Raw genomic sequence first — 22,412 nt, 5'->3', positions numbered from 1 at the left:
ACCACTGTCACTCGCACTCGTGTTTTTTCCTGCTGCATCGCTGATACTGGCACTGACTGTGTAGTTGCCATCAGCTAAGGCTTGCCCTGCTTCGGCGCTCCAATTGCCTGAAGCATCTGTGGTGACTGTCACGGTATGGCTGATACCATCAGCATCGGTAAAGGTCACGGCGAGTGAGGTATTGGCTAAGTCTGAGGTGCCTGTGACCGTCGGCGTATTGTCGTTGGTCAGCGCTGGCGCATCAATGCTAATCGTTGGTGCCGTCACATCGATGGTGCCTGTTTCAGTATCGCTGCCTTCGTTACCCGCCGCGTCGCTCACGGTGGCCACCACGGTATAATCACCTTCGGCTAATGCCGTACTTGGCTCAACAGACCAACTGCCATCCGCTTGCACCGTCGCTGTCGCACTTTGTACATTACCGGCACTGTCAGTGATAGTAAGCAGCACTAAGCTGCCCACAGCCGCTCCGGTGGTTTGCCCACTAATCAGCGGTGTCACATCATTACTATCGGCCAAGGTATCAAGGCTAATCGTCGGTGCGGTAATGTCGATTTCACCAGTGGCACTATCGGTACCAGTATTACCTGCCGCATCTGAAACTTCTGCTTCAATAGTGTAATTACCCTCGGCAAGTACTTCAGTTGCAGCAACTGACCAGCTTCCGTCAGCACTAGTAATAGCAATTAAAGTTTGAATATTACCAGCACTGTCGGTAACCGTTAGTCTAACCTCAGTACCTGCAGGAACGCCTGAGCTTTGTCCTGAGAATACTGGGGTTGTATCATTTGTGATATTTTGAGGATCGATGAATACACTTGGTGCTGTGGTATCGATATTACCCGTTGCGGTGTCAGATCCTTGATTTCCTGCAGTATCTTGTACTGTAGCAACAACAGTAAATTCTCCTTCAGCAATTGCTACGCTAGGCTCAACAGACCAGCTGCCGTCCGCTTGAACAATCGCTGTCGCTGTTTGAACATTACCAGCACTATCGGTGATTTCTAAATTAACAAGTGTACCTGTTGCCACACCATTCGCTACACCACTGATCAGCGGTGTTACATCAGCACTATCTGACAATGGATCAACACTAATAGTAGGGGGTGTTAAATCAATTAAACCGGTTGCCGAGGTTGAAGCAGAGTTTCCAGCAACATCACTCACAGATGCTTCGACAGTGAAGCTTCCTTCAGCAATAATAACCTCAGCATCAACAGACCATGATCCATCAGCTAATGTGGTAGTAGTTAAAGTTTGGGTATTACCCGAACTATCTGTTATTAATAAAGTTACCTGCGTGCCTTGCGGTACACCTGTTGTTTGACCCGTTAGAGTAGGTGTAACGTCATTTGTATCAGCAATCACATCAATACTAATTGTAGGCGCAGATAAATCGATGATACCTAATTGAGAGTCGCTCGCTTCATTGCCTGCATTATCTACCACCTCAGCTAATACAGAATACTGTCCTTCAGCCAGCGCATTGCTAACTTCTGCTGACCATGAACCATCTTGCGAGATAACAACAGATGCTGTCTGAACGGCTCCTGCACTGTCAGTAATTGTGAGTGTTACGACACTACCAGCCGCCAAACCTGACGTCTGACCCGTAATGATCGGAGTAACATCGTTGCTATCTACTAAGGCATCAATACTGACTGTCGGCGCTGTTACATCAATTACGCCTTGAGCAGCAGCATCACTGGTCAAGCCATCAACTGTTACTGACGCATTAACAGTAAATGTGCCTTCACTTAAAGCTTGCTGTATCTCTACACCCCACTGACCATTCTGCACTGTTGCAGTAAGCTGTTGGCTGTTGTTATTACTGTCTTCAACAATTATAGTTATGACGCTGCCATTAGGGGCATCTGAGGTGCCACTTATAGTTGGTGTTGTGTCATTGGTTTCGTTGATTGCATCTATTGCAATGCTAGGCGCAGCACTATTTAAAATAAAGCTATTCGTTGCTTGGGCCTGATTGCCTGCAGCATCAGTTATTGACGCTGTAACATTGATGTTGCCATCGTCTAATTCTGCAGGCACATCCCCAGACCAACTGCCATCAGCATTAACGGTTGCGCTAAATTCATAGCTGTTAATACCATCTGAGACAACAACCGTAACGATACTACCCGCAGGCTCATTCGTTTGTCCGCTAATTGTAGGCGTTGTATCGTTGACCGTTCCCAAATTGTCAATCGTAATAATTGGAGCAGTGAGATCAACAACACCGTTTTGAGTGATTTGCGTTTGATTGCCAGATTCATCCTCTACACTTGCTGTCACAGTGAACGCCCCTTCAGCTAGATGCGTATTAGGGCTGATTGACCAGCTTCCGTCCGCAGCCACAACCGCAGAAAGCGTTTGTACCACGCCATCGCTGTCAGTAACGTTGACAGTAACAATACTGCCTGCAGTGACATCAGTTGTGCCTGTGATCAACGGCGTACTGTCATTAGTCAAAGGATCAAAATCTAACGTTAATAAAGGATTAATTCCATCGAACGTACCAACTTCAGTATCCGTGCCTGTATTACCTGCATTATCAGTGATGCTGGCTGTTACAGTAAATTCCCCTTGCGACACTGCACTTGTAACAGGCACTGCCCAATTTCCATCAGCATCAACAGTTGTCGTATAGGTTTGGCTATTATTTTGAGAGTCGACAACAGTAACTGTTACTGTATTACCTGCCGTCGCTCCTTGTGAGCTGCCTGAAATTAGAGGCGTACTGTCATTGATAGCGCCTATAGTATCTATGCTAATAAGCGGTGCAGTCGTATCAACCACTGCGGTGATCGAATCATTTGCAGTATTACCAAATTGGTCGGTAACAGTGGCATCAATCGTAAACTCACCCTCTGCAAGTTCATCTGATACATTGATACTCCAATCTCCATTTGCATCAACTGTTGTTGTAAATGTTTGGCTTGGACCCGAAGCAGGAATAATCACCACCGTGACCACATCACCTGCTGTTGCATTTAATGTTGAACCTGAAATACTGGGTGTTGTGTCGTTTGTTTCGCCTAACGCATCAATTAAGATAGTTAAAGATGAACTATCCACCGTACCCGTTTCTGAATCCGAGGCTTGATTACCAGCTAAGTCAGATACCGTAGCGGTAACCGTGTATTGCCCATCAGCAAGGCTGCCTGGTACGTCTGCACTAAATACACCATTATCATTAGTGATTGCAGTAAACGTCTGACTATTGCCATTTGCATCTGTGACAACTAAAGTGACCGGTGTGCCTGCTGCAACGCCTTGCACTGTGCCTGAAATTGTAGGTGTGTTGTCAGCACTACTTCCTAAGTTATCAAGGCTTATAATTGGCGCGGTTAGATCAATGATCCCTGTCGTCGTATCTTGAGCTTGATTACCAGCAGGATCACTCACTGTTGCGGTAATTGTAAACTCACCCTCAGCCAACACTTGATTTGCACCAACTTGCCAGCTGCTATCTGCATTAACTGTGGTCGTCAGTATTTGCTGATTTCCATTACTATCAACGAGTATGATCGTAACAACCGAGCCAGCATCAACCCCTGATACAACACCTGAAATAATGGGTGTAACATCATTAGAATCGTTAAACTCATCAATTGTGATGGTAGGTGCAGTTAAATCAATCACACCCGTTTCAATGTCTTGTGCGCTATTTCCTGCTTCATCTTGAGTTTGCGCAACAACAGTGAACTCGCCTTCAGCTAGCTCTTGATCAATATTAATCGACCAGCTGCCATCGGCATTTGTAACAGTTGCAAATACTTGTGCACTCCCATTACTGTCGGTAACCGTGACTGTAACTGTGCTACCAGCATTTAACCCTTGTGTTGTGCCAGATATTGTCGGCGTGGTGTCATTACTATCAGCAATTGCATTAATATTAATAATTGGTGCAGTTAAATCTATTGTGCCAGTTGCTGTTGCTGAACTGGTGTTACCCGCTTCGTCGCTTGCGCTTGCAGTGACAGTATAATCTCCCTCAGCAAGCTCATTTAAAGTTTCGACTTGCCATACACCTTGTGCATTTGTGGTGGTTGTTATCGTTTGCACAACACCATTACTATCTGTAATGACTAACGTAACTGTCGTTCCTACTGGTACATCTGCAACAGATCCTGAAATTAGTGGAGTTGTGTCATTAGTATCATTTAAAGGATTGATTGAAATAGTAGGATCAGTTAAATCAATGACCCCTATTTCTGTTGCTGTCGCTGTATTACCCACTTCATCGGTTACTGTCGCGGTGACTGTGAATTGACCTTCAGCCAATGCAGTACTTGCTTCAACAGTCCAATTACCGTTTGCATCGGTAATAACTTGTAAAGTTTCAGTCGCTCCATCACTTCCTGTAAATGTAACAGTAACGACTGCGCCTGGTTCAACATCTTGTGTTGAACCAGATACACTTGGAGTCGTGTCATTAGTATCAATAATGAAATTAATACTGACTGTTAAATCTACATTACCAATCGCGGTTGCTTGTGCTTCATTACCTTGAGGATCTAATACCGATGCGACAACTGTAAAATCTCCTTCAGGTAAAGGCTCTGTCAATTGAATAGACCAACTTCCATCAGCTTGAGTGATTGCGAGTAAATTAATAACCCGCCCATCACTTGCTGTAATTGTCAGCGAAATTGTCGTTCCAGTAGCTACGCCATCGGTTTGCCCACTCAGCAATGGTGTTGTGTCATTACTATCAGCAATAGAATCAATTGTGATTGAAATAGGAGAAAATGCGACGGTACCTGTCGTATTTGCAGATGCTGAGTTACCCGCAGCATCACTAACGGTAGCAATTGCCGTAAAACTGCCTTCAGGCAAAGGGCTTATTGCATCAACACTATAACTGCCATCAGCAAGAACAAGCGCCGTCAACGTTTGCGACTGACCATTACTATCAACAACTTGTATTGTAACTTCGGTGCCCTCTGGCACCCCTTCAACTCGCCCGACAAAGGTTGGCGTTGTATCATTTGTATTGGCAATAGCTGTTAACGTTATGTCAGGAGCCGTCAAGTCAACAACCCCTTGGGTGTCAGCTTGAGCTGTATTTCCGGCTGCATCAGTTACGGATGCACTTACGTCAAAAATCCCTTCTGCAAGATCTGCGACAACATCTAAACTCCAATTCCCATCAGCATCGGTTACCGTTGTCAATGTTTGAACTTGACCATTAATATCAGTGACAACAACGGTAACAAGTGTGCCTTGTTGAACACCAACAACATTACCACTGATATTTGGCGTAGTGTCCTGCGTATCATCAATTGGGGTGATACTAATCACAGGCGCTGTATTATCAATAACACCTGTGGTCGTTGCTTGCGCCTCATTTCCAGCAATATCAACGGCTGTTGCAGTTACAGTAAACTCACCTTCAACAAGTGCATCAGGCACATCAACGATCCAACTACCATCTTCAGCAACAATTGCAGTTACGGTTTGCACTGTATTATCTGCGCCAGTAATCACGACAGTGATTTCACTACCAACAGTGACTCCACTTACCGTTCCTGAAATAGTTGGCGTGGTATCATTTGTTTCGCCGATGGTGTCAATACTTATAACGGGAGCAGTCAGATCGACTAGACCATTTTCACTATCACTGCCTTCATTGCCAGCCTCATCAACTGCCGATGCAACGACTGTATAAAGCCCCTCAGCAAGTGCTTCAGTCGTAATACTCCAATTTCCTTGATCATCTACTTGCGTCGCTATTACCTGAACTTGTCCTGCGCTGTCTGTAACAGTGATAGTGACAGTATCACCACTGCTGATACCAGACACTGTGCCAGTAATTAGTACATTTTGAATCGCTGAATCAGTAAGTGTATCAATCGTTACAACTGGCGCGACAGTATCAATACTTGCGCCTATATTATCTGATACAGGGTCACCATTTGGATCAAGAGCAACCACATCGACAGTGATTGGACCATCAGGTAATGGGTCAAGTGGTGGGGTTACAAAAGTACCATCTGGTTGGACTACAACAGTCACAACTTGGGTATTACCATTCGCGTCGGTTACTGTCACCGTGACCGTTTGTCCTACTAGGTTTTCAGATGTACCTGATATAACTGGTTGTGGATTATTAGTAAGACCTAATTCATTGACACTCAATGTTGCAATTAACTCATCACCAGGTACAACACCATCTGTTGTATCTCTAGGAGAGAAAATGCCAGTGTTATCAGCGTTAAAGCTGTCATCAAATGCTAAACTAGATGGGTCGATACCTTCAGCGATACGTGCTAGCTCTACAAACGAGGTGCCTCCGCCAGATGCAGCACCACCGCCTCCACCAGCAGCTGTCGCCTCTAAATTATCTAAAATGTCTCCCCCCCCTTCAAGCGCATCTAAAAAATCACTGATATCAGTGCCTGTTTGTTGCTCTGGGGTTGGTTGATTGGGTTGATTTAAACTTGCAATGGCTTCGTCGATACTATCATCGAAAAGGGTATTCTCTGAGTTATCTTGCGTCTCTTTTGCTAGCAAGTCAGGGGTTATAGTCACTGATTTATTGGCAGGGATCGCCAACGACTCTCCTTGCACATCAATTAATATGGTCGAGTTATCTGCGGTAACAACAGTATCTCCTACCGTTATCACATCGCCAACTGAGAGGGCTTTTATAGAACCATCCGCTTGCACTAAGCCTGCAGAACCTTGTACATCAATAACCAGTAATTGATTTGCGTCCATTTGCTTTTCCTCAAACTATGAGTAATACATTTGTATAACTTAAGCTTAGCCAGCAAGTAACACTTTGTTACTGGACTATGGTACAGGTGAACACTAAAAAAACAGCACTATTTAACTAATATTCGAATAAACAAAACAATTAATAAAAAACTAAAAGCAACACAAAAGTATCATTTGCAGTATTTGAAATTGTTGGCTAAACCTTAACTTAGCGTGAATAAAATTTAGTCTAAAAAGAGGATCATATGGCTATAAGCAAGCAGTTCACTAGCAAAAAGCTCAGCGCTTTACTTATTTTAATGTTTGCAGCGAATGGAAGTGTATTCGACGCACAAGCAGAACAAACCTCTGTAATGCCTTTGCATTATGTATCTGATAAAGCAATTTCATCTAACCCAGAAGTACAACAAGCTTGGCATGCATTTAAAGCATCAATGTATGGCATTGATGCTGCTCGTTCAGGTTATTTACCAACCGTCGATGTATCAGCGAGTGCAGGTTATGAAAAACGTAACTACGGTATTGAAGATGAATACAACCGCAATACCGCAGAGCTCACATTAGGGCAAATGCTATACGATGGTTTTAGAACATCGAACACAGTTAAGCGCTTTGAACGAATTCAACTGATACGTTATTTTGAACTACTTGATCAAGCTGAAAAGATTGCACTTCAGGCAAGTATTGCTTACCTAGATGTGCAAAAGTTCACTGAGTTAGTTGAGCTTGCTGAAAATAACTTAAAAGAGCACGAGGCTGTCTATCAGCAAATAGAGCAAAGCGTTGGTGCTGGTGTTGCTAGAGCAGCAGATCTTGAACAAATTAATGGTCGCCTCTCGCTTGCGCAATCGAATGTTATGACAGAGTATGCAAACTTGCATGATGTAAGTGCTCGCTATTTACGCATTGTTGGAGAGCTGCCAACAAAAGGAACTGCAAAAGCAAGACTAAGTGATGATGCAATTCCCATCACCATCAATCAAGCACTTGATATAGCTTACAAAAGCAGCCCTAACTTTTACGCGTCTCTGTATAATATCGAAGCGCAAAAAGCGAATGCTGATTCACAACGCTCCGCATTTCATCCTAATGTAGATTTATCTGCACGCTACGGAATGCAAGATAGAGATGAGTTAGGTTTAAATGAAACTCGCTCTGAGGCAAGAGTTGGTATAGACATTCGCTACAATTTATACAATGGTGGCTTAGACAGTGCGAATCTTGATCAAGCCTATCAAGAGATTAATGTTGCTAAATATCAGCGCGACCAAACCTGTATTGAAATCAGACAAAACCTTCAAGTTGCTTATAACAATGTGCAGGTTTTACAAAATAAGATCCCTTCTCTTGCTAGTCATAAAGAGTCATCTAATAAAGTAAAATATGCCTATAAAGACCAGTTTGATATTGGCCAAAGAACGTTACTTGATGTGCTTGACGCTGAAAATGAAGCATTTCAATCAAATCGTTCTTATATCGCGGCTCTATATGACAGACAGTCAGCTATTTTAACTATGCTTGCGGAGATGGGTAAATTACTCGACACACTCAACGTTACATCCGACAAGTTTCCAAAAATTACAGAGTTAACTGATGACCCAATTGCATTAAATGCAGACAGTATTTGTCCAAAATTTGATGTAGCTGCAACGATTGGCAGACAAGCATTCTTGCAGAAAAAAAAACAGCAAGATAATGCATATATGACAGTAACCGCTATGCCTAGCTACTTAACTATGCCGGCAACTCCTGTCGAAACAGCTACGACATTTGCCGATGATGATAATGATGGTATCGCAAATGCGCAAGATGAATGCCCATCTACGCCTGCATTTACGGAGGTTGATGAAAAAGGCTGCACAAAGTATCGAAGCAACACGAGTAATGTAGAGATTGGCATTCCTTTTCTCGCAGATTCAAGTGTTGTGCGCCCTCAGTATATGCAGGAAATAGCTCGACTTGCTGATTTCTTAAAAGAACACCCCAACAAGAATGTTGAAATTCAAGGGCATGCTTCCCTTGAAGGACCAGCCCTTCACAATAGAAAGCTCTCTGAAGAACGCGCATCTTCGGTTGCTGAGATATTAATCCAGCAATACGGTATTGCCCCAAACAGAGTGAAATCGCTTGGTTATGGTGTTGATCAACCAAGAATAAATGAGATTTCAGTTAGAGCAAATGCTGCAAATCGTCGCATTGAAGCAGTGATAACCGACGCAGGTAGTCGCCCAGCAGTCATGAAAGATGGCTGGTCGTAAAGCTCATGGTGAATTTGATACCAATTCGCTTAATTTAGTATTTTTGCGCATTGGTATAAGTATGGATATTGTATGCAAGAAACTGATGCTCAAGATCATGGTGGCAGCCTTGTTGACTGTCTAGAAACCCTATGCCGCTATCATGATCGAGAATTTTCTCGTGAAACATTATTAAGCGGTTTACCCCTTGAGAACGGCTTATTGACTCCGTCAGGTTTTTCACGTGCCGCTAAACGTATAGGCTTTAAAACTAAAATTGTTCACAAACCCCTATGCGACCTTAATACAGCTTTGTTACCTGCGGTGTTAATCCTAAAAGGTAATAAAGCCTGTGTAATTACTGAGCTTGATATCGAAAACGACAGCGCTGAGGTCATCTACCCTGAATTAAATGACTCCGCCGTTAAAATCAGTATTACAAAACTTGCTGATAGCAGCACAGCAATGGTTATTTATGCACAGCCCGAATTCGCTTTTGACGCACGCTCCCCTGTACTACAAAAATTAGCTAAAGATGGCTGGTTTTGGGGAGTCATCAAAGAGTGCCGAAGTTTGTATAAAGATGTAGTCGTTTCTGCCATTGCATTAGGCGTATTATCAATTGCGATGCCGCTTTTTGTTATGAATGTGTATGACCGAGTTGTACCCAATCATGCAGTAGAAACCCTATGGGTGCTGGCAAGCGGTGTTTTAATTGCACTCACCGCAGATTTTATTTTACGGTTAGTTCGAAGTTACTTTGTGGAGCTGGCAGCAAGTCGTATTGATGTCAAAGTTTCAGCTGTCATTATGGAACGCGTACTTGGCATGAAACTAAAAAACCGCCCCGCTTCTGCAGGTTCGTTTGCAAGTAATATTCAATCATTTGAAGCGGTCAGAGGCTTCTTTAGCTCTATGACCCTTATTGCGCTTGTCGATTTACCTTTTGTTTTACTCTATTTAATCGTAATCGCGATCATTGGCGTCGAATTAAGCTTACCAATCATCGTCGGGGCTTTGATATTGCTCAGTTACGCATTAGCAGCCCACCGAAAGCTTGAAAGCCTCTCAGAGCAAACAATGAAAGCAAGCTCTATGCGCAATGCAATTTTAGTTGAAAGCTTAACTAATATTGAAGATGTAAAAAGCTTTCATAGTGAGTGTAAAACTCAATCCAATTGGGAGAAATCAACAATTTACATTGCTCGCGTTAACGCGCAAAGCCGCTTAATTTCATCTTCTATCAGCAATGCAGGTTCATGGGTTCAGCAATGTGTTGGGGTCATAATTATGATGGTTGGCGTACATCTCATTATTTCCGGAGACCTCACTCAAGGAGGGCTCATTGCAGCCTACTTACTTTCGTCGCGTTCTATGGCTCCAATTACCCAATCTGCTGCTGTGCTAGCTCAGTTTCATCATGCCGCGATTGCAATGCATTCACTCAATGAAATTATGGATAATGAAGTTGAACGCCCAGCCGGCAAGCACTGGCTAAGTCACCCTGTACTACTGGGTGATATTGAATTTAATGATGTTCGGTTTAAGTACTCTCAAGAAAGCAATGAAGCATTAAGTGGTGTTAGCTTTAAAATAAAGTCTGGTGAAAAAGTAGCGATTCTTGGTCGCAATGGCTCTGGTAAAAGCACAATTGAAAAATTAATTCTCGGCCTGTATGAACCAACTTCTGGCAGTATCTTAATAGATAATAATGATATCCATCAGATCGATCCTGCCGAGTTACGACATAACATTGGCTATGTACCACAAACAATTTCTTTATTTTTTGGCACCCTTAAAGACAATATCACTCTTAGTGCATGGCATGCTAAAGACGAGCAAATTTTATCTGCGTGTCAACAAAGCCAATTATTTGAGTTAATAAACTCACACCCAGATGGTTTTGACCTACAAGTGGGTGAACAAGGCCGGCTACTTTCTGGCGGGCAGCGCCAAGCTGTTGGGATTGCACGTGCGCTTCTGAACAATCCGCCCATCTTACTGATGGATGAACCCACATCAGCACTTGATCACAATAGCGAAAGTAAAATTATTAACAATATTAAGCGCAACTGCCAAGAGAAGACCCTAATTGTCGTCACTCACAGAACCTCATTACTCGAGCTGGTAGACCGCATCATTGTACTTGATAACGGCAAAGTGGTTGCTGATGGCCCCAAGGCACAGGTGTTATCGGCTTTAAATAACCATACAGTAGGAAAAGTATCATGAGTAATAAAAACTTACCTATTGAACAACGCTCATTTGAGCATCTAAACAAGGTGCTGGAAAAGCAAAAAGCAAAACGTCCCTCTATTTTCTCTAAGCTTTTTTCCGGTTGGTTATCACCGCCAAATAGTCAAGACTGGGTCGTTGACGCACAATGGGAAAAAATGCAGCAACAACCAGCAAGTGCCCGATTACTGCTTTACATTATCTGTATCAGTATTGTTGCGCTTATTGTCTGGTCGGGATTTGCTCATCTCGATGAAGTAGCCAGAGGAGAAGGCCGTGTAATCCCATCTCACAAATTGCAAATAGTGCAGTCGTACGATGGTGGTATGGTCGAGCAGATATTTGTACGTGAAGGACAAGTTGTTAATGCAGGTGATGTTTTAATAAAAATTGATCCCACACGGTTTATTTCTTCATTTAGAGAAAACCAAGCTAAGGTACTGTCTTTGACTGCTAAAGTTGAGCGATTAAGAGCACTTACGCAAAAAAAACCTCTGCTATTTGCTGCCAGCTTGATAGAGCAAGCACCGGACGCGGTTCTACATGAACAAGCTATTTTTGAAAGCAGTAACAAAGAACTTGAGCAACAGGTTACCATTCATAAACGCCAATTAGAGCAGCGTCGACAAGATTATGCCGAAGCTAGGGCTGCATTACAGCAACACACGAATTCATTGAGTTTAGCTAACCGAGAGTTAGCAGTAACTCGCCCCTTACTTCGCACAGGTGCGGTATCAGACATAGATATAATTCGCTTAGAGCGCCAAATTGTTGAACATACAGGTGAAATAAATCGAACAAAAGCGGCAATAAATCGTAGCCTATCAGCTATAAATGAAGCAAAAAACAAAGTCACCGAAGTTGAGCTTGCCATGATAAATCGCTGGAGTAATGAGCTATCAGAAGCCTTACTCAGGCTTGATGCAATGAAAGAAACTGAGTCTGGACTTGCTGATAAAGTTGCACAAACGGAGATCCGCTCCCCCGTCAATGGAACGGTTCAACGCCTATTAGTCAACACAGTTGGCGGAGTACTCCAACCTGGCAGCGACGCAATTGAAATTATTCCACTCGATGATCAATTGGTTGTTGAAGCTAAAATTCTACCTAAAGACATTGCTTTTTTACGCCCAGGTCAAGCTGCAATGATTAAATTTAGTGCTTATGATTTTGCGATCTATGGCGGCTTAGAGGCTGAAGTTACTCATATCAGCGCTGATACGATTACAGATGACAGAGACAATACATTTTACTTAGTGCAGCTTAAAACAAATCGTAATCACTTTTCAGACAACCTAACCATCATTCCGGGAATGACTACACAAGTCGATATTATTACCGGTAAAAAAACGGTTCTTGAGTATTTATTCAAACCAATTTTGCGTGCAACGTCGCTGGCAATGAGTGAACGCTAGCGGGCTTTTTAATGGAGTAATCATGCGTCGCAGTATTTTTATTACACAAGATGACTTGCAATCGCCTCACTGGTTAAGTGCATTTCCAAATTGCGTAATTCAGACAGCCTGCCCTAAGAAATTATTAGCAGACACATTAGTCTGGTTACTTGCAGACTCTGCGGATTGGCAAGTGCAGCTACAAAAATTAACCGCACAACGACTACCCGTGATTGTGATGACAACTCAGCTGGATATTCAACAACTGTGTGATGCACTGCAACTTGGTGCACGCGGATACATTGAAGCATTTGCAAACAAAACTGTCATCGAACAAGTTGCTGAAACCGTTAACGCCGGTGGAATTTGGCTTCCTGGGCAATTACTTTCAAACTTGGTTGGCGTGTTATCAGGACAAGCAATTAACTATCCGCATCAATGTGATCTGAGTTCTCTCACCAAGCGTGAAAAACAGGTTGTTGATGAAGTTATAAAAGGTGCAACCAACAAACAAGTCGCGCAAGTTTTAAATATTACTGAGCGCACTGTCAAAGAGCACATGAGCTCAATTTTTCACAAATTAAAGGTACGCGATCGAATGCAATTAATGCTTGCTGTGAAGGGTCATTAAACTGACTCTTCAACCGCAACAACACCATCAAAACCAAGCCCTTTTAAGGTTGACTGATCACTTGGGTTTTTAACCCCTTCAGCAACAACCTTAATCCCTAGCGAGTGAGCTAATGAGCATACCCCTCTCAAAAAGCTTTGGTTTGAGTCATTAAAACTAATGTTATGACAATAAACGCTATCTACCTTTATCATCTCAAGGCCAAGCTCTTGGATTTTAGTTAATTTTGTAAACTCAGCCCCAACGCGTTTTAACGCAACTTTTGCACCTATGCTATGCACCTGACTGCAAAAACGCCTGAATAACGGTAAATCTTTAATGGCAGTGTTGGCTCGTACCTCAAAGCAAATTCGCTTAGCAAGTTCAGGGTAAGCACACAATCCTGTCAAAATTGACGCTACGGCCATATCATCATGTAAGGTATCTGCTGAGAGCTCCATCCCCAGCAAGGCACCGTCTGTTAACTCACCATATTGCTTAATCATCAACTTCATTAGGCTCCAATCAAGCCGCGCTAGTAATTGAAGTTTGTGCGCCCATTGATAGTAAAATCCTATTCCGTACTTCTCTCCTTTGAGCAATAAACTCAGTGAAATTTGTTGTTGTAGAAGAACGTCGCTGAACGAGGTAACGGGATATAATGCAATTTCTAGTTGGTTTTCTTTTAATGCTAATTCTATCGTTTCTCGCCAAAAATTAAGGTCATCATTTCTAAGCTCAGCAGTACCATCTACAGTAAAGTGGGCATTACAACCAGGCTTTGAAATCGCCACTTTTAATAAGCTATCAACCCGTTTTAACAGCGCTCCTCGCGTATCGTTGGTAGTAACTAAACTGCAACTATGAGATACAGCAAGATCCACCTGTGCGTACTGAGCAACTAATTGCTGATGAGACTGCAAAATATTGTCACTCAACAGTGTTAGATCACTCACATCAGAAAACAACACCAAAAAGTCGACATGCGACATTCGCGCAATATGGCTCTCTCTAAAGCTATCTTCATTCGACTCTAGAAATGCAACTAACGACTGCGAGAAAAGACGTAAAAACTCGACCATCTCTACACGTCCAACTTGCTCTGTTAGCTCGTCAAGATTAACCACCCTAAAAAGGAATAATGCGCCATGCCCTTGTGTATTATCTAAAAAGGTATCTAAGGTCGCATTAAAATACTCACGATTTGCAAGCCCAGTCAGGTCATCGTGCTGGCTCTTAAAACGCATTTCTTCAAGCCTTTGACGGTCCTCTTTCACGATGCGGCTAAAACGTGTAGATAGTAAGTTCATTGAAGAAACTAATTTGGCAAACTCGTATGTTCTAGGCACCTTTGATTTAATAAAGCGCTTTTCTCCTAACGCTATTGCTTGGCGCATTACATCGCTCAAAGGGCTTAAAATTTTCGATAAGAAGTAAGCGCTCGCTATACAAGCAACAACTGCAACAGCAAGAAAGCTAAAAAACAAATGCACCGAACTTTGCCAAAGCGCATCTTGTGTATGTTGACTATGACTTTCAACATATAAAGTACCATATTGCTGCCAACCATCACTGACAAGCGCAATGCCGGGTGCTACTTCAAGAGAATATAAATGGCGGAACCAGCTCGGTGCATCAAGCACTAACTCGCCCTTAAATGCACGTTTTATAATAGTCTCGCCATTCGGATCTTTTAATTCAATACGTTGGTAATAACCTGTATCAAACGACGCCGAAAGAAGCAGTTCGATTTCCACCGGGTCCTTATCCATTTGACTCAACATTAGCGCTAATGAATTTGCATTATCTACATTTTTCATTTTAAGTTCGGCTGTAAAATAGTCTTTTGCCGAACTTGTACTAATTAGCAAACTGCTAATAAAGCCAATAATGATCACCACTAAAATGGCAATCCATAACTCTTGTTTCAAAGTAATGGTTTTTTTGCGTTTAAACGCTTTAATTACATTCACCATTTAACTCCTTCTTTACGAGTTTGCTCTAAAATATGTCGCCAACGTGATAGCCTCGCTGTCGGATCGGCTACGCTTTGTGCTGAATTGTTAGCCCAAAGGCCCTTACTGTTAAAGCTGAAAACAGGACTAAGATCGGTGCGCTTTGCAGCAGGCAACACTTTTACGATTAAGCTGTCTAAAATAAGTGGTTGTGCATTGGGTTGACTGTAATAACCCAACACCATGTGGGCTTGGGTCTTCCTAGTTCCAGGTAATTGCGCTTTAACATAAATCAATCGGAGCTTGGTATCGCTTATACCCAAAGCGCGTAAGCTGACGTACTTAGCAATAGCGTAATCTTCACAATCACCAAGCCCTGTTCCCATTGTTTCTAGTGGGGTTGCCCAATAATCATTTTGTTTCCATAGCTGGATATCAGTTTGATAACGTAAACTACGCGCAAAAAAATCATTAACGACCAAAATTTGCTGTTGTTCAGGAAGGTTTTGAGCATGCTGCAACATGCCTTGCCATTGCCTTGCGACAGTAACTCGAGTGGCGCCGTAGCGTTGCTGCATTTGTTGAATAAAGGTTGAAAACTCGATCACTAAGCGCTCAGCTAAAGCACCGCTAGTGACGCAAAATAGAATGACAATTAAAGAAGATAAAAAGCGGTAACGCCCAATAAAACGACAAGCAAAGATACAAGCCTTAGATAACATAAGGCATGCCTTGAAGATATTCAGCTTGAATGTAATCGTGTGTGTTACCCATTATGCTTTAATAAAAAAATATGATTTTTAAAGCATAGCACCCAAGCTGAAACTATGAGAATTTAAGCGCTAATAATACGTTACTTTTTTTACCTGTCGAGGTTTTACTTCGCCGATGTATAAATCGTGGACACGCTTCATATCGAGCTGCAATTCAGTTGCATAGGTATCGCCTACTGCATAAGTCTTGATCACCTGTGCACCTTTGATCACACCTTGTACTTGGCTTTGTAATTGATCATTATGGGCGATACTGTTTTGCACTGTGGTACCTGCGGAAATTTTTTGCCCGTAAACTTGCTCAGCAAGCTCTCGATACGCTTCAAGCTTTGAGGCTTTAATCGCAAGAAGGGTACGCTGCGATTCATTATTACCAGGTTGAGCACTAATAGGCGCATAACCCACGGCTTTTAGCACTGGGTAGCTATCTGGCTCAATGTAAGTGTATTCTACATGTTTATCAAAAATACTACTGCAGCCGGTTAATGCTGCGCAGGCAACCAGCCCGCCGAATAATAATGCTCGCATGATTTATTTCCGCTTAAAACTCTTTGGCTACAAATATGCACGTTTAATGCCACTGTGGTACAGTCCTTGCTCGTTAAGGTTATTCATTGGTTTTAATGCTAGGTGTCAGCATGAAAAATAAAACAAGAGCCAACTTTAAGTGGTTCGCTTTAGCCTTTACAATTTTGTTTTCTAACAATAGCTTAGCGCAGTGGTTTGAATCTACAGGTCATGCTGTTATAAAAAATGGCGATACGAGCCAAGCCAAATCTGCCGCTATTAAAGACGCCATAACTCAGGCGTTAGTGTTTTCTGGCGCTCGAGTTAGCTCAGTACAAACCCTCGTTGACGGGGTTTTGACGCAAGATCAGCTAAAAATAAGCAGCCACGGTGAAATCCAAAAAATAGAACTGATCAGCGAAGACCGCCATAACGACACCTATGCTATAACGCTGCGCTTAGATATTTTTGCTCAAGCAGAAGAATGCCCAGCAAACCAATACACTAAATTTATTGCCGTGACACAAAGCCAACTGGCCAACCGCGAGCAAGCGCGCATGGGCCAAATTTTTGACGTAAACAAAGCTATTAGCGAACACCTCTATGCCAGCTTAAACAATACGCAAATGGCTGCAAAGCCAACAGCCTATTACAATATCCCACTGCGAGTAGATCATTTTTTCACTCAGCAATACGATTACAGTAATGCGCTACTTGAAGAGATCACTAGTCGCAGTAACTCGCAATATGTATTACTGAGCCGTATCCGTGACTTATCGGTTAACCATAAGATCAACAATGATTATGCATTTTGGCAAGATGATAGTTTCAAGCGTGCATACAAAGTAGATTACGTATTATTTGATGGCACCACTTACGAAAAGCTCTGGCAAAAAAGCTACCAAACAGAAGGCATTTGGCCGTATAAAAAGACTGAGATCATCGATGTATATAGCGACCGATTTTGGGCAACTGACTATGGCCAAGCTATCAGCGATATAAACCAAACCCTAACCTATGACTTACAAGCAGCCATGGCCTGCTTACCCACGCAAGGAAAAATACTGCATATCGAAAACGATAGGCTAATCATCAACTTGGGTAAGGCGCACGGGATTGAGCAAGGGCAAATTTTAAATATTGCCCATCATAATTACCTAACGGATGCTCAGGGTAATAAGCTTCCGCATAAAATCACCACACTTAACCAGGTAAAAGTAACTCAGCTTTATCAGCAATCAGCGGTAGCCATAAGTATTGATCAGCAACCACTACCAAACATTCAAATAAACGATATTGTTGAATTAGCTACTAGCGAGTAAATGAGCTTGTAGTCCCTTATGAGCATTTAGCCAGTCGGCTAATTGCTCAACGCCTGCTATATGTGGGTAATGCTTACGGGTTGCAATAACAACTTGGCGCTGCTGATTTGGTGTAATTGCTAAGTACTTTACTCCTTCACGTGGTGTACAAGCAAGCTTAGGAACAAAAGTTAACCCATCATCCATTGCCACCAGCGCGAGTAAGGTTTCAATACTATTGCCTTTATATTGATTTGACACTTCAACCCCTGCTGAAAAGCAAAATTGTTCTGCTTGATCTTTAAAGCAATGCCCTTCATTTAGCATCAATAAATCACAACCTTGTAATTGAGCCAGCGCAACCTCAGGGTATTTTGCTAATGCATGTTGTTCAGAAACCGCTACTAAAAAATCTTCTTTATAAAGCGGTGACACATGATAAGGCGCTAAATCAGCCACATCAGCAACAATGGCAATATCAATCTCACCATTATCAAGCGCTACAAGCGTTTGTGCTGTTTGCATTTCTATAAATGAAAACTGAGTTTCACTAAAGGCTTGCTTCATCGATGTTAGCAGCGTTGGCAGTAAATAAGGCGCAATGGTAGGAATAATACCGACATTTATTTTACCTTTAAGTGGGTCGTGTGAGCTGGTAGCTATTTCTTTAAGTACCTGTGTTTGCTCTAAAATAACTGTGATCTGTTTAAGTAGTTGCTCACCTTGCACAGTCAACGTAACCTGCTTAGTTGAACGGTCAAAAATAACAACACCCAACTCTTGCTCAAGCTTTTTGACCTGACCACTCAATGTAGGCTGGCTGACATAGCACGCATCAGCTGCTTTTCTAAAGTGCTTATATCGAGCAACTGCTTTTACATATTCGAAGTCTTTTAAATTCATATCACACCACCAATAGCTTTTACCTATCATACTAATACAAACAAACGATTGGAGCTATCATAAATTAAATTGCATAATGGCACTCAACAAATCAAGAGGAATCAAAACAATGTTAAACAATATCGAAGGCCAAAAAGTACCAAACGTTACATTCGCAACACGTGTAGACGAGCAGTGGAAATCAATAACCTCTGACGAAATTTTTAAAGGTAAAACGGTTGTGCTCTTTGCATTACCAGGTGCATTTACACCAACATGCTCATCAACTCACTTACCACGTTATAACGAGCTTGCAGCTGTATTTAAACAAAACGGCGTTGATGACATTGTTTGTATTTCTGTAAACGATACATTCGTAATGAATGCATGGGCGCAAAACCAAGAAGCGCAAAACATTACTCTATTACCAGATGGTAACGGTGAGTTTACCGACGGTATGGGTATGCTCGTTGATAAAAACGACTTAGGTTTTGGTAAACGCAGCTGGCGTTATTCTATGCTGGTAAAAGATGGCGTTATCGAAAAAATGTTTATTGAGCCACAAAAGCCAGGTGACCCGTTTGAAGTATCTGATGCAGATACCATGCTTGAATACATTAACCCAGCACAGGTAAAACCAGAATCAGTGAGCATTATTACTAAACCTAACTGCCCGTTCTGTACCAAAGCTAAAGCGCTACTAGAGGCGAAAGGTTATGTGTACGAAGAAATTGTATTAGGTCAACACGCTTCACTAACGAGTTTAAAAGCAATTTCAGGTCGTGAGACAGTGCCGCAAGTATTTATAGGCGGTGAGCACATTGGTGGCTCTGACGATTTAGAAAAACACTTTGCATAATTTTCAAGTTGGGGCTGCTCGTTGCAGCCCTTTATTACTTTAAAACCTCAACCCATTGATTAAATTACAAATTATACAACTGGTCTGCTCTCGCCATCACCCATATTTATATTCAAAATACCAACACCTTAGTTACCAAATTGTTACATAAAGCCAAGAATAAACTTAAAATGTCTGCAGCTACATTTACTCAAACCGTAACGAATTTAAGATGAATTAAGTGGAATATACAATGAAAAAACTATTACAAGGACTGATCCTATCCTTGCTATGTTTCGGTGGCCAAGCTCATGCTGCGTCAACTGGTACTATCGATTTACTCACCCACCCTGTTGGCATTATCTGCCTTGTTATTTTTATCTTTGCTTATGTGCTCGTCATACTCGAAGAAAAAATTCACTTACGCAAATCAAAACCCGTATTGGTTGCAGCCGGGATTATTTGGACCCTTATTGCTTGGCAATACAGTGCACAAAACTTATCTGATCTTAGCACCGACGCATTTCGCCATGCCTTGTTAGAGTTTTCAGAGTTAATGCTATTTTTGCTCGTTGCGATGACCTACATTAACGCCCTAGAAGAACGCCGTTTATTTGATGGCCTAAGAAGCTGGCTGGTTGCGAGGGGCTTTAGCTACAAACAATTATTTTGGATAAGTGGTGTACTGGCATTTTGTATTTCACCTGTAGCCGATAACTTAACAACCGCCCTACTTTTATGTACTGTGGTAATGAAAGTTGCAGCAAATGATAACCGCTTTATTGCTATGTCATGCGTAAATATAGTGATTGCCGCTAATGCCGGCGGCGCATTCAGCCCATTTGGTGACATCACGACACTGATGGTTTGGCAAGCTGATGTTGTTGCCTTTACCGAGTTCTTTGTTTTATTTCTGCCAGCTTTAGTCAGCTATATTATTCCTGCCTTTGTTATGTCTTTATTTATCAATAACCGTCACCCTGATACGGCCGATGAAGATATTGAACTTAAACGCGGTGCGCTTCGCATTTTGTGCTTATTCTTACTGACAATTTTAACCGCCGTGGTGCTAAAAACCGCCTTTGGTTTACCGCCAGTTGTGGGCATGATGATGGGCCTTGGCTATTTACAGTTTTTTGGTTACTTCTTACGCGTTACTCTCCCCGGCTCTCTTGCCAGAAAGCGTGCGATGGCAGAGCGTGAAGGTGATAAAGAGCGCTTATCTCGCTTAGGTAACGTTGTTCCTTTTGATGTATTTAGCCGCGTATCGAGAGCCGAGTGGGACACGCTCTTGTTCTTCTATGGCATCGTTATTTGTGTTGGTGGCTTAGGGTTTATCGGCTACTTAGCGCTGCTTTCTGATTTACTTTATAACAATTGGTCTGCTACCGGTGCGAACATTATTCTTGGTTTAATGTCAGCGGTAGTAGATAACATTCCAGTGATGTTTGCAGTGTTACAAATGATGCCTGATATGTCGCATGGTCAATGGCTGCTTATCACGCTAACAGCCGGAATTGGCGGTAGCCTGTTATCAATTGGATCCGCGGCTGGGGTTGCACTCATGGGTCAAGCGCGAGGGATCTACACCTTTAATAGCCACTTAAAATGGTCACCGGTCATTTTACTCGGTTACTTTGCTGGTGTATTAACTCACTTATACCTCAATACTGCCTACTTCGGCTAAACTTCTGTAATGTCAAAGTTAAACCCTAATCACTCTTAGGGTTTTAACTTTAAACACTCGATAATGAGCAGTTACAAACGACAGTGTCATAATAAGCTGTGTTTTTGTCGCAAAAAGTCAAGATAAAGGCAGGCGCTTTACTTTAGTCTAATAATTCACAAATAAGGTGAATTGAGGACACACATATGAGCCAAATGAATTCTGTTGCCATGCAAAATGGCAAGCTGCATGTAAAACAAATTGATATCCCTACACCTGGACCCGGCCAAGTACTGGTAAAAAGCCTAGCTTGCGGTATTTGCGGTTCTGATATTCATATTACCCGCCACACCAACGATGTATTCGATATCTATAAGAACCTTGGCATCATGGCTAAAGAGGCAGGCGATGACCAAGAAGTATTATTAGGCCATGAATATGCGGCAGAAATCGTTAGCTATGGCCCCAATACTAAAGGCGAATTAGCTAAAGGCACCCGCGTAACCTCAGTGCCTATTTTACTTTCTGCGGGCGGCGCTGGCGTAGGTGTAACCCCTGGGCTATATGGTGCCTATTCTGAATATTTTATTGTTGATGAAGCCTTGCTATTACCTATCCCTGATGCTGTTCCATCAGAAGCCGCAGCCATTACAGAACCACTTGCTGTTGGCCTGCACGCAGTGAACCGTGCACAAATGAATAATGATGATGTTGCCATTGTGGTTGGCTGTGGCCCAATTGGCCTTGCCGCGATAGCCGCATTAAAGCTTCAAGGTATAAAACACATCGTTGCCTCTGATCCACAAGAGAGCAAAAAACAAATTGCCCTTGAATTTGGCGCGACAGAGTACGTAAACCCTATGGCGGATGATGAAGTTGCTAAAGCCACAGCACTTGCGGGTAACAACAAAGTCGTTATTTTTGAATGTGCTGGTGTAAGCCGCTTATTAAACGATTACATTTTACGTGCGCCAGCAAAAGCAAAAATCATTGTAACTGGTGTACATACCGCGCCACTAAACGTTAACTTTGCTTATGCCACAGTGAAAGAGTTAGACCTTATTTTCTCTTATTACTACCAGCCAGAAGAGTTTGCACAATCACTTGAGAACATCGCGTCAGGCAAAATTGCATGGCAAAAAATGCGTACTGGTAAAGTCGGCATAGATGGCGTACAAGGTGCATTTGATACCTTATTTAAACCAAACGACCATATCAAAATCATCATTGAACCATGGCGCACAGGCGAGCTTGAAAAAGTAACGGGTTAATTTTAATGAGGCTATTAAAA

13 protein-coding genes are annotated in these 22,412 nt (G+C 42.4%); 8 read left to right on the top strand and 5 right to left on the bottom strand.

The window, feature by feature from the left end:
* Positions 1-6,723: Ig-like domain-containing protein (locus CWB80_RS07420; RefSeq protein ID WP_171041498.1), on the bottom strand; the 6,723-nt coding region annotated here is incomplete at its 3' end.
* Between the two features lie 245 nt (positions 6,724-6,968).
* On the opposite strand from CWB80_RS07420, the gene CWB80_RS07415 reads away from it, so the two are divergent.
* From CWB80_RS07415 to CWB80_RS07400, 4 genes are all read left to right on the top strand, one after another.
* A complete protein-coding gene (locus CWB80_RS07415; RefSeq protein ID WP_228290594.1) occupies positions 6,969-8,981 on the top strand; it encodes a TolC family outer membrane protein in 2,013 nt (670 codons plus the stop codon).
* Between the two features lie 72 nt (positions 8,982-9,053).
* Positions 9,054-11,192 carry a type I secretion system permease/ATPase gene (locus tag CWB80_RS07410; RefSeq protein WP_138600311.1) on the top strand — a complete coding sequence of 713 codons (2,139 nt, stop codon included), beginning with the start codon at positions 9,054-9,056 and terminating at the stop codon, positions 11,190-11,192.
* The gene (locus CWB80_RS07405) at positions 11,189-12,610 is read left to right on the top strand and encodes an HlyD family type I secretion periplasmic adaptor subunit (protein ID WP_138600310.1); all 1,422 of its coding nucleotides are present in this window, start codon (positions 11,189-11,191) and stop codon (positions 12,608-12,610) included. The genes CWB80_RS07410 and CWB80_RS07405 overlap by 4 nt, the downstream gene beginning before the upstream one ends.
* 22 nt (positions 12,611-12,632) lie before the next feature.
* On the top strand, positions 12,633-13,220 hold the full coding sequence (locus tag CWB80_RS07400) for a LuxR C-terminal-related transcriptional regulator (protein ID WP_054554374.1): 588 nt from the start codon (positions 12,633-12,635) through the stop codon (positions 13,218-13,220).
* Here CWB80_RS07400 and CWB80_RS07395 read toward each other — a convergent pair.
* The 3 genes from CWB80_RS07395 to CWB80_RS07385 all read right to left on the bottom strand — a co-directional run bounded on the left by CWB80_RS07395 (position 13,217) and on the right by CWB80_RS07385 (position 16,455).
* Positions 13,217-15,175, bottom strand: a complete 1,959-nt coding sequence (locus CWB80_RS07395) for a bifunctional diguanylate cyclase/phosphodiesterase (RefSeq protein ID WP_138600308.1) — start codon at positions 15,173-15,175, stop codon at positions 13,217-13,219. The genes CWB80_RS07400 and CWB80_RS07395 overlap by 4 nt on opposite strands.
* Entirely contained in the window at positions 15,169-15,876 is a 708-nt protein-coding gene (locus CWB80_RS07390; RefSeq protein ID WP_138600306.1) for a transglutaminase-like cysteine peptidase, read from the bottom strand. The genes CWB80_RS07395 and CWB80_RS07390 overlap by 7 nt, the downstream gene beginning before the upstream one ends.
* A gap of 120 nt (positions 15,877-15,996) precedes the next feature.
* On the bottom strand, positions 15,997-16,455 hold the full coding sequence (locus tag CWB80_RS07385; protein WP_054554372.1) for an LPP20 family lipoprotein: 459 nt from the start codon (positions 16,453-16,455) through the stop codon (positions 15,997-15,999).
* 110 nt (positions 16,456-16,565) lie between these two features.
* Here CWB80_RS07385 and CWB80_RS07380 point away from each other — a divergent pair, with 110 nt between their 5' ends.
* Entirely contained in the window at positions 16,566-17,756 is a 1,191-nt protein-coding gene (locus tag CWB80_RS07380) for a flagellar assembly protein FlgT (protein WP_054554371.1), read from the top strand.
* Here the strand turns inward: CWB80_RS07380 and CWB80_RS07375 are convergent.
* Positions 17,739-18,638 (bottom strand): LysR substrate-binding domain-containing protein, encoded by a 900-nt coding sequence (locus CWB80_RS07375; RefSeq protein WP_138600304.1) that lies wholly within the window; start codon positions 18,636-18,638, stop codon positions 17,739-17,741. The two genes, CWB80_RS07380 and CWB80_RS07375, sit on opposite strands and share 18 nt — an antisense overlap.
* A 109-nt stretch (positions 18,639-18,747) precedes the next feature.
* On the opposite strand from CWB80_RS07375, the gene CWB80_RS07370 reads away from it, so the two are divergent.
* From CWB80_RS07370 to CWB80_RS07360, 3 genes are all read left to right on the top strand, one after another.
* Complete coding sequence (locus CWB80_RS07370; RefSeq protein WP_138600302.1) at positions 18,748-19,476, top strand: glutathione peroxidase; 729 nt, start codon at positions 18,748-18,750, stop codon at positions 19,474-19,476.
* A 232-nt stretch (positions 19,477-19,708) separates the two neighbouring features.
* On the top strand, positions 19,709-21,142 hold the full coding sequence (nhaD, locus tag CWB80_RS07365; protein ID WP_138600300.1) for a sodium:proton antiporter NhaD: 1,434 nt from the start codon (positions 19,709-19,711) through the stop codon (positions 21,140-21,142).
* A gap of 185 nt (positions 21,143-21,327) precedes the next feature.
* A complete protein-coding gene (locus CWB80_RS07360; RefSeq protein ID WP_138600298.1) occupies positions 21,328-22,392 on the top strand; it encodes a zinc-binding dehydrogenase in 1,065 nt (354 codons plus the stop codon).
* The last annotated feature ends 20 nt before the right edge of the window (positions 22,393-22,412 follow it).

Origin of the sequence: Pseudoalteromonas sp. S1650 (genome assembly GCF_005887195.1) — a bacterium.
GTDB classification, from domain to species: domain Bacteria; phylum Pseudomonadota; class Gammaproteobacteria; order Enterobacterales; family Alteromonadaceae; genus Pseudoalteromonas; species Pseudoalteromonas simplex.
The sequence above is the reverse complement of the archived record's forward strand: the minus strand, read 5'-3'. Positions and strand labels throughout refer to the sequence as shown.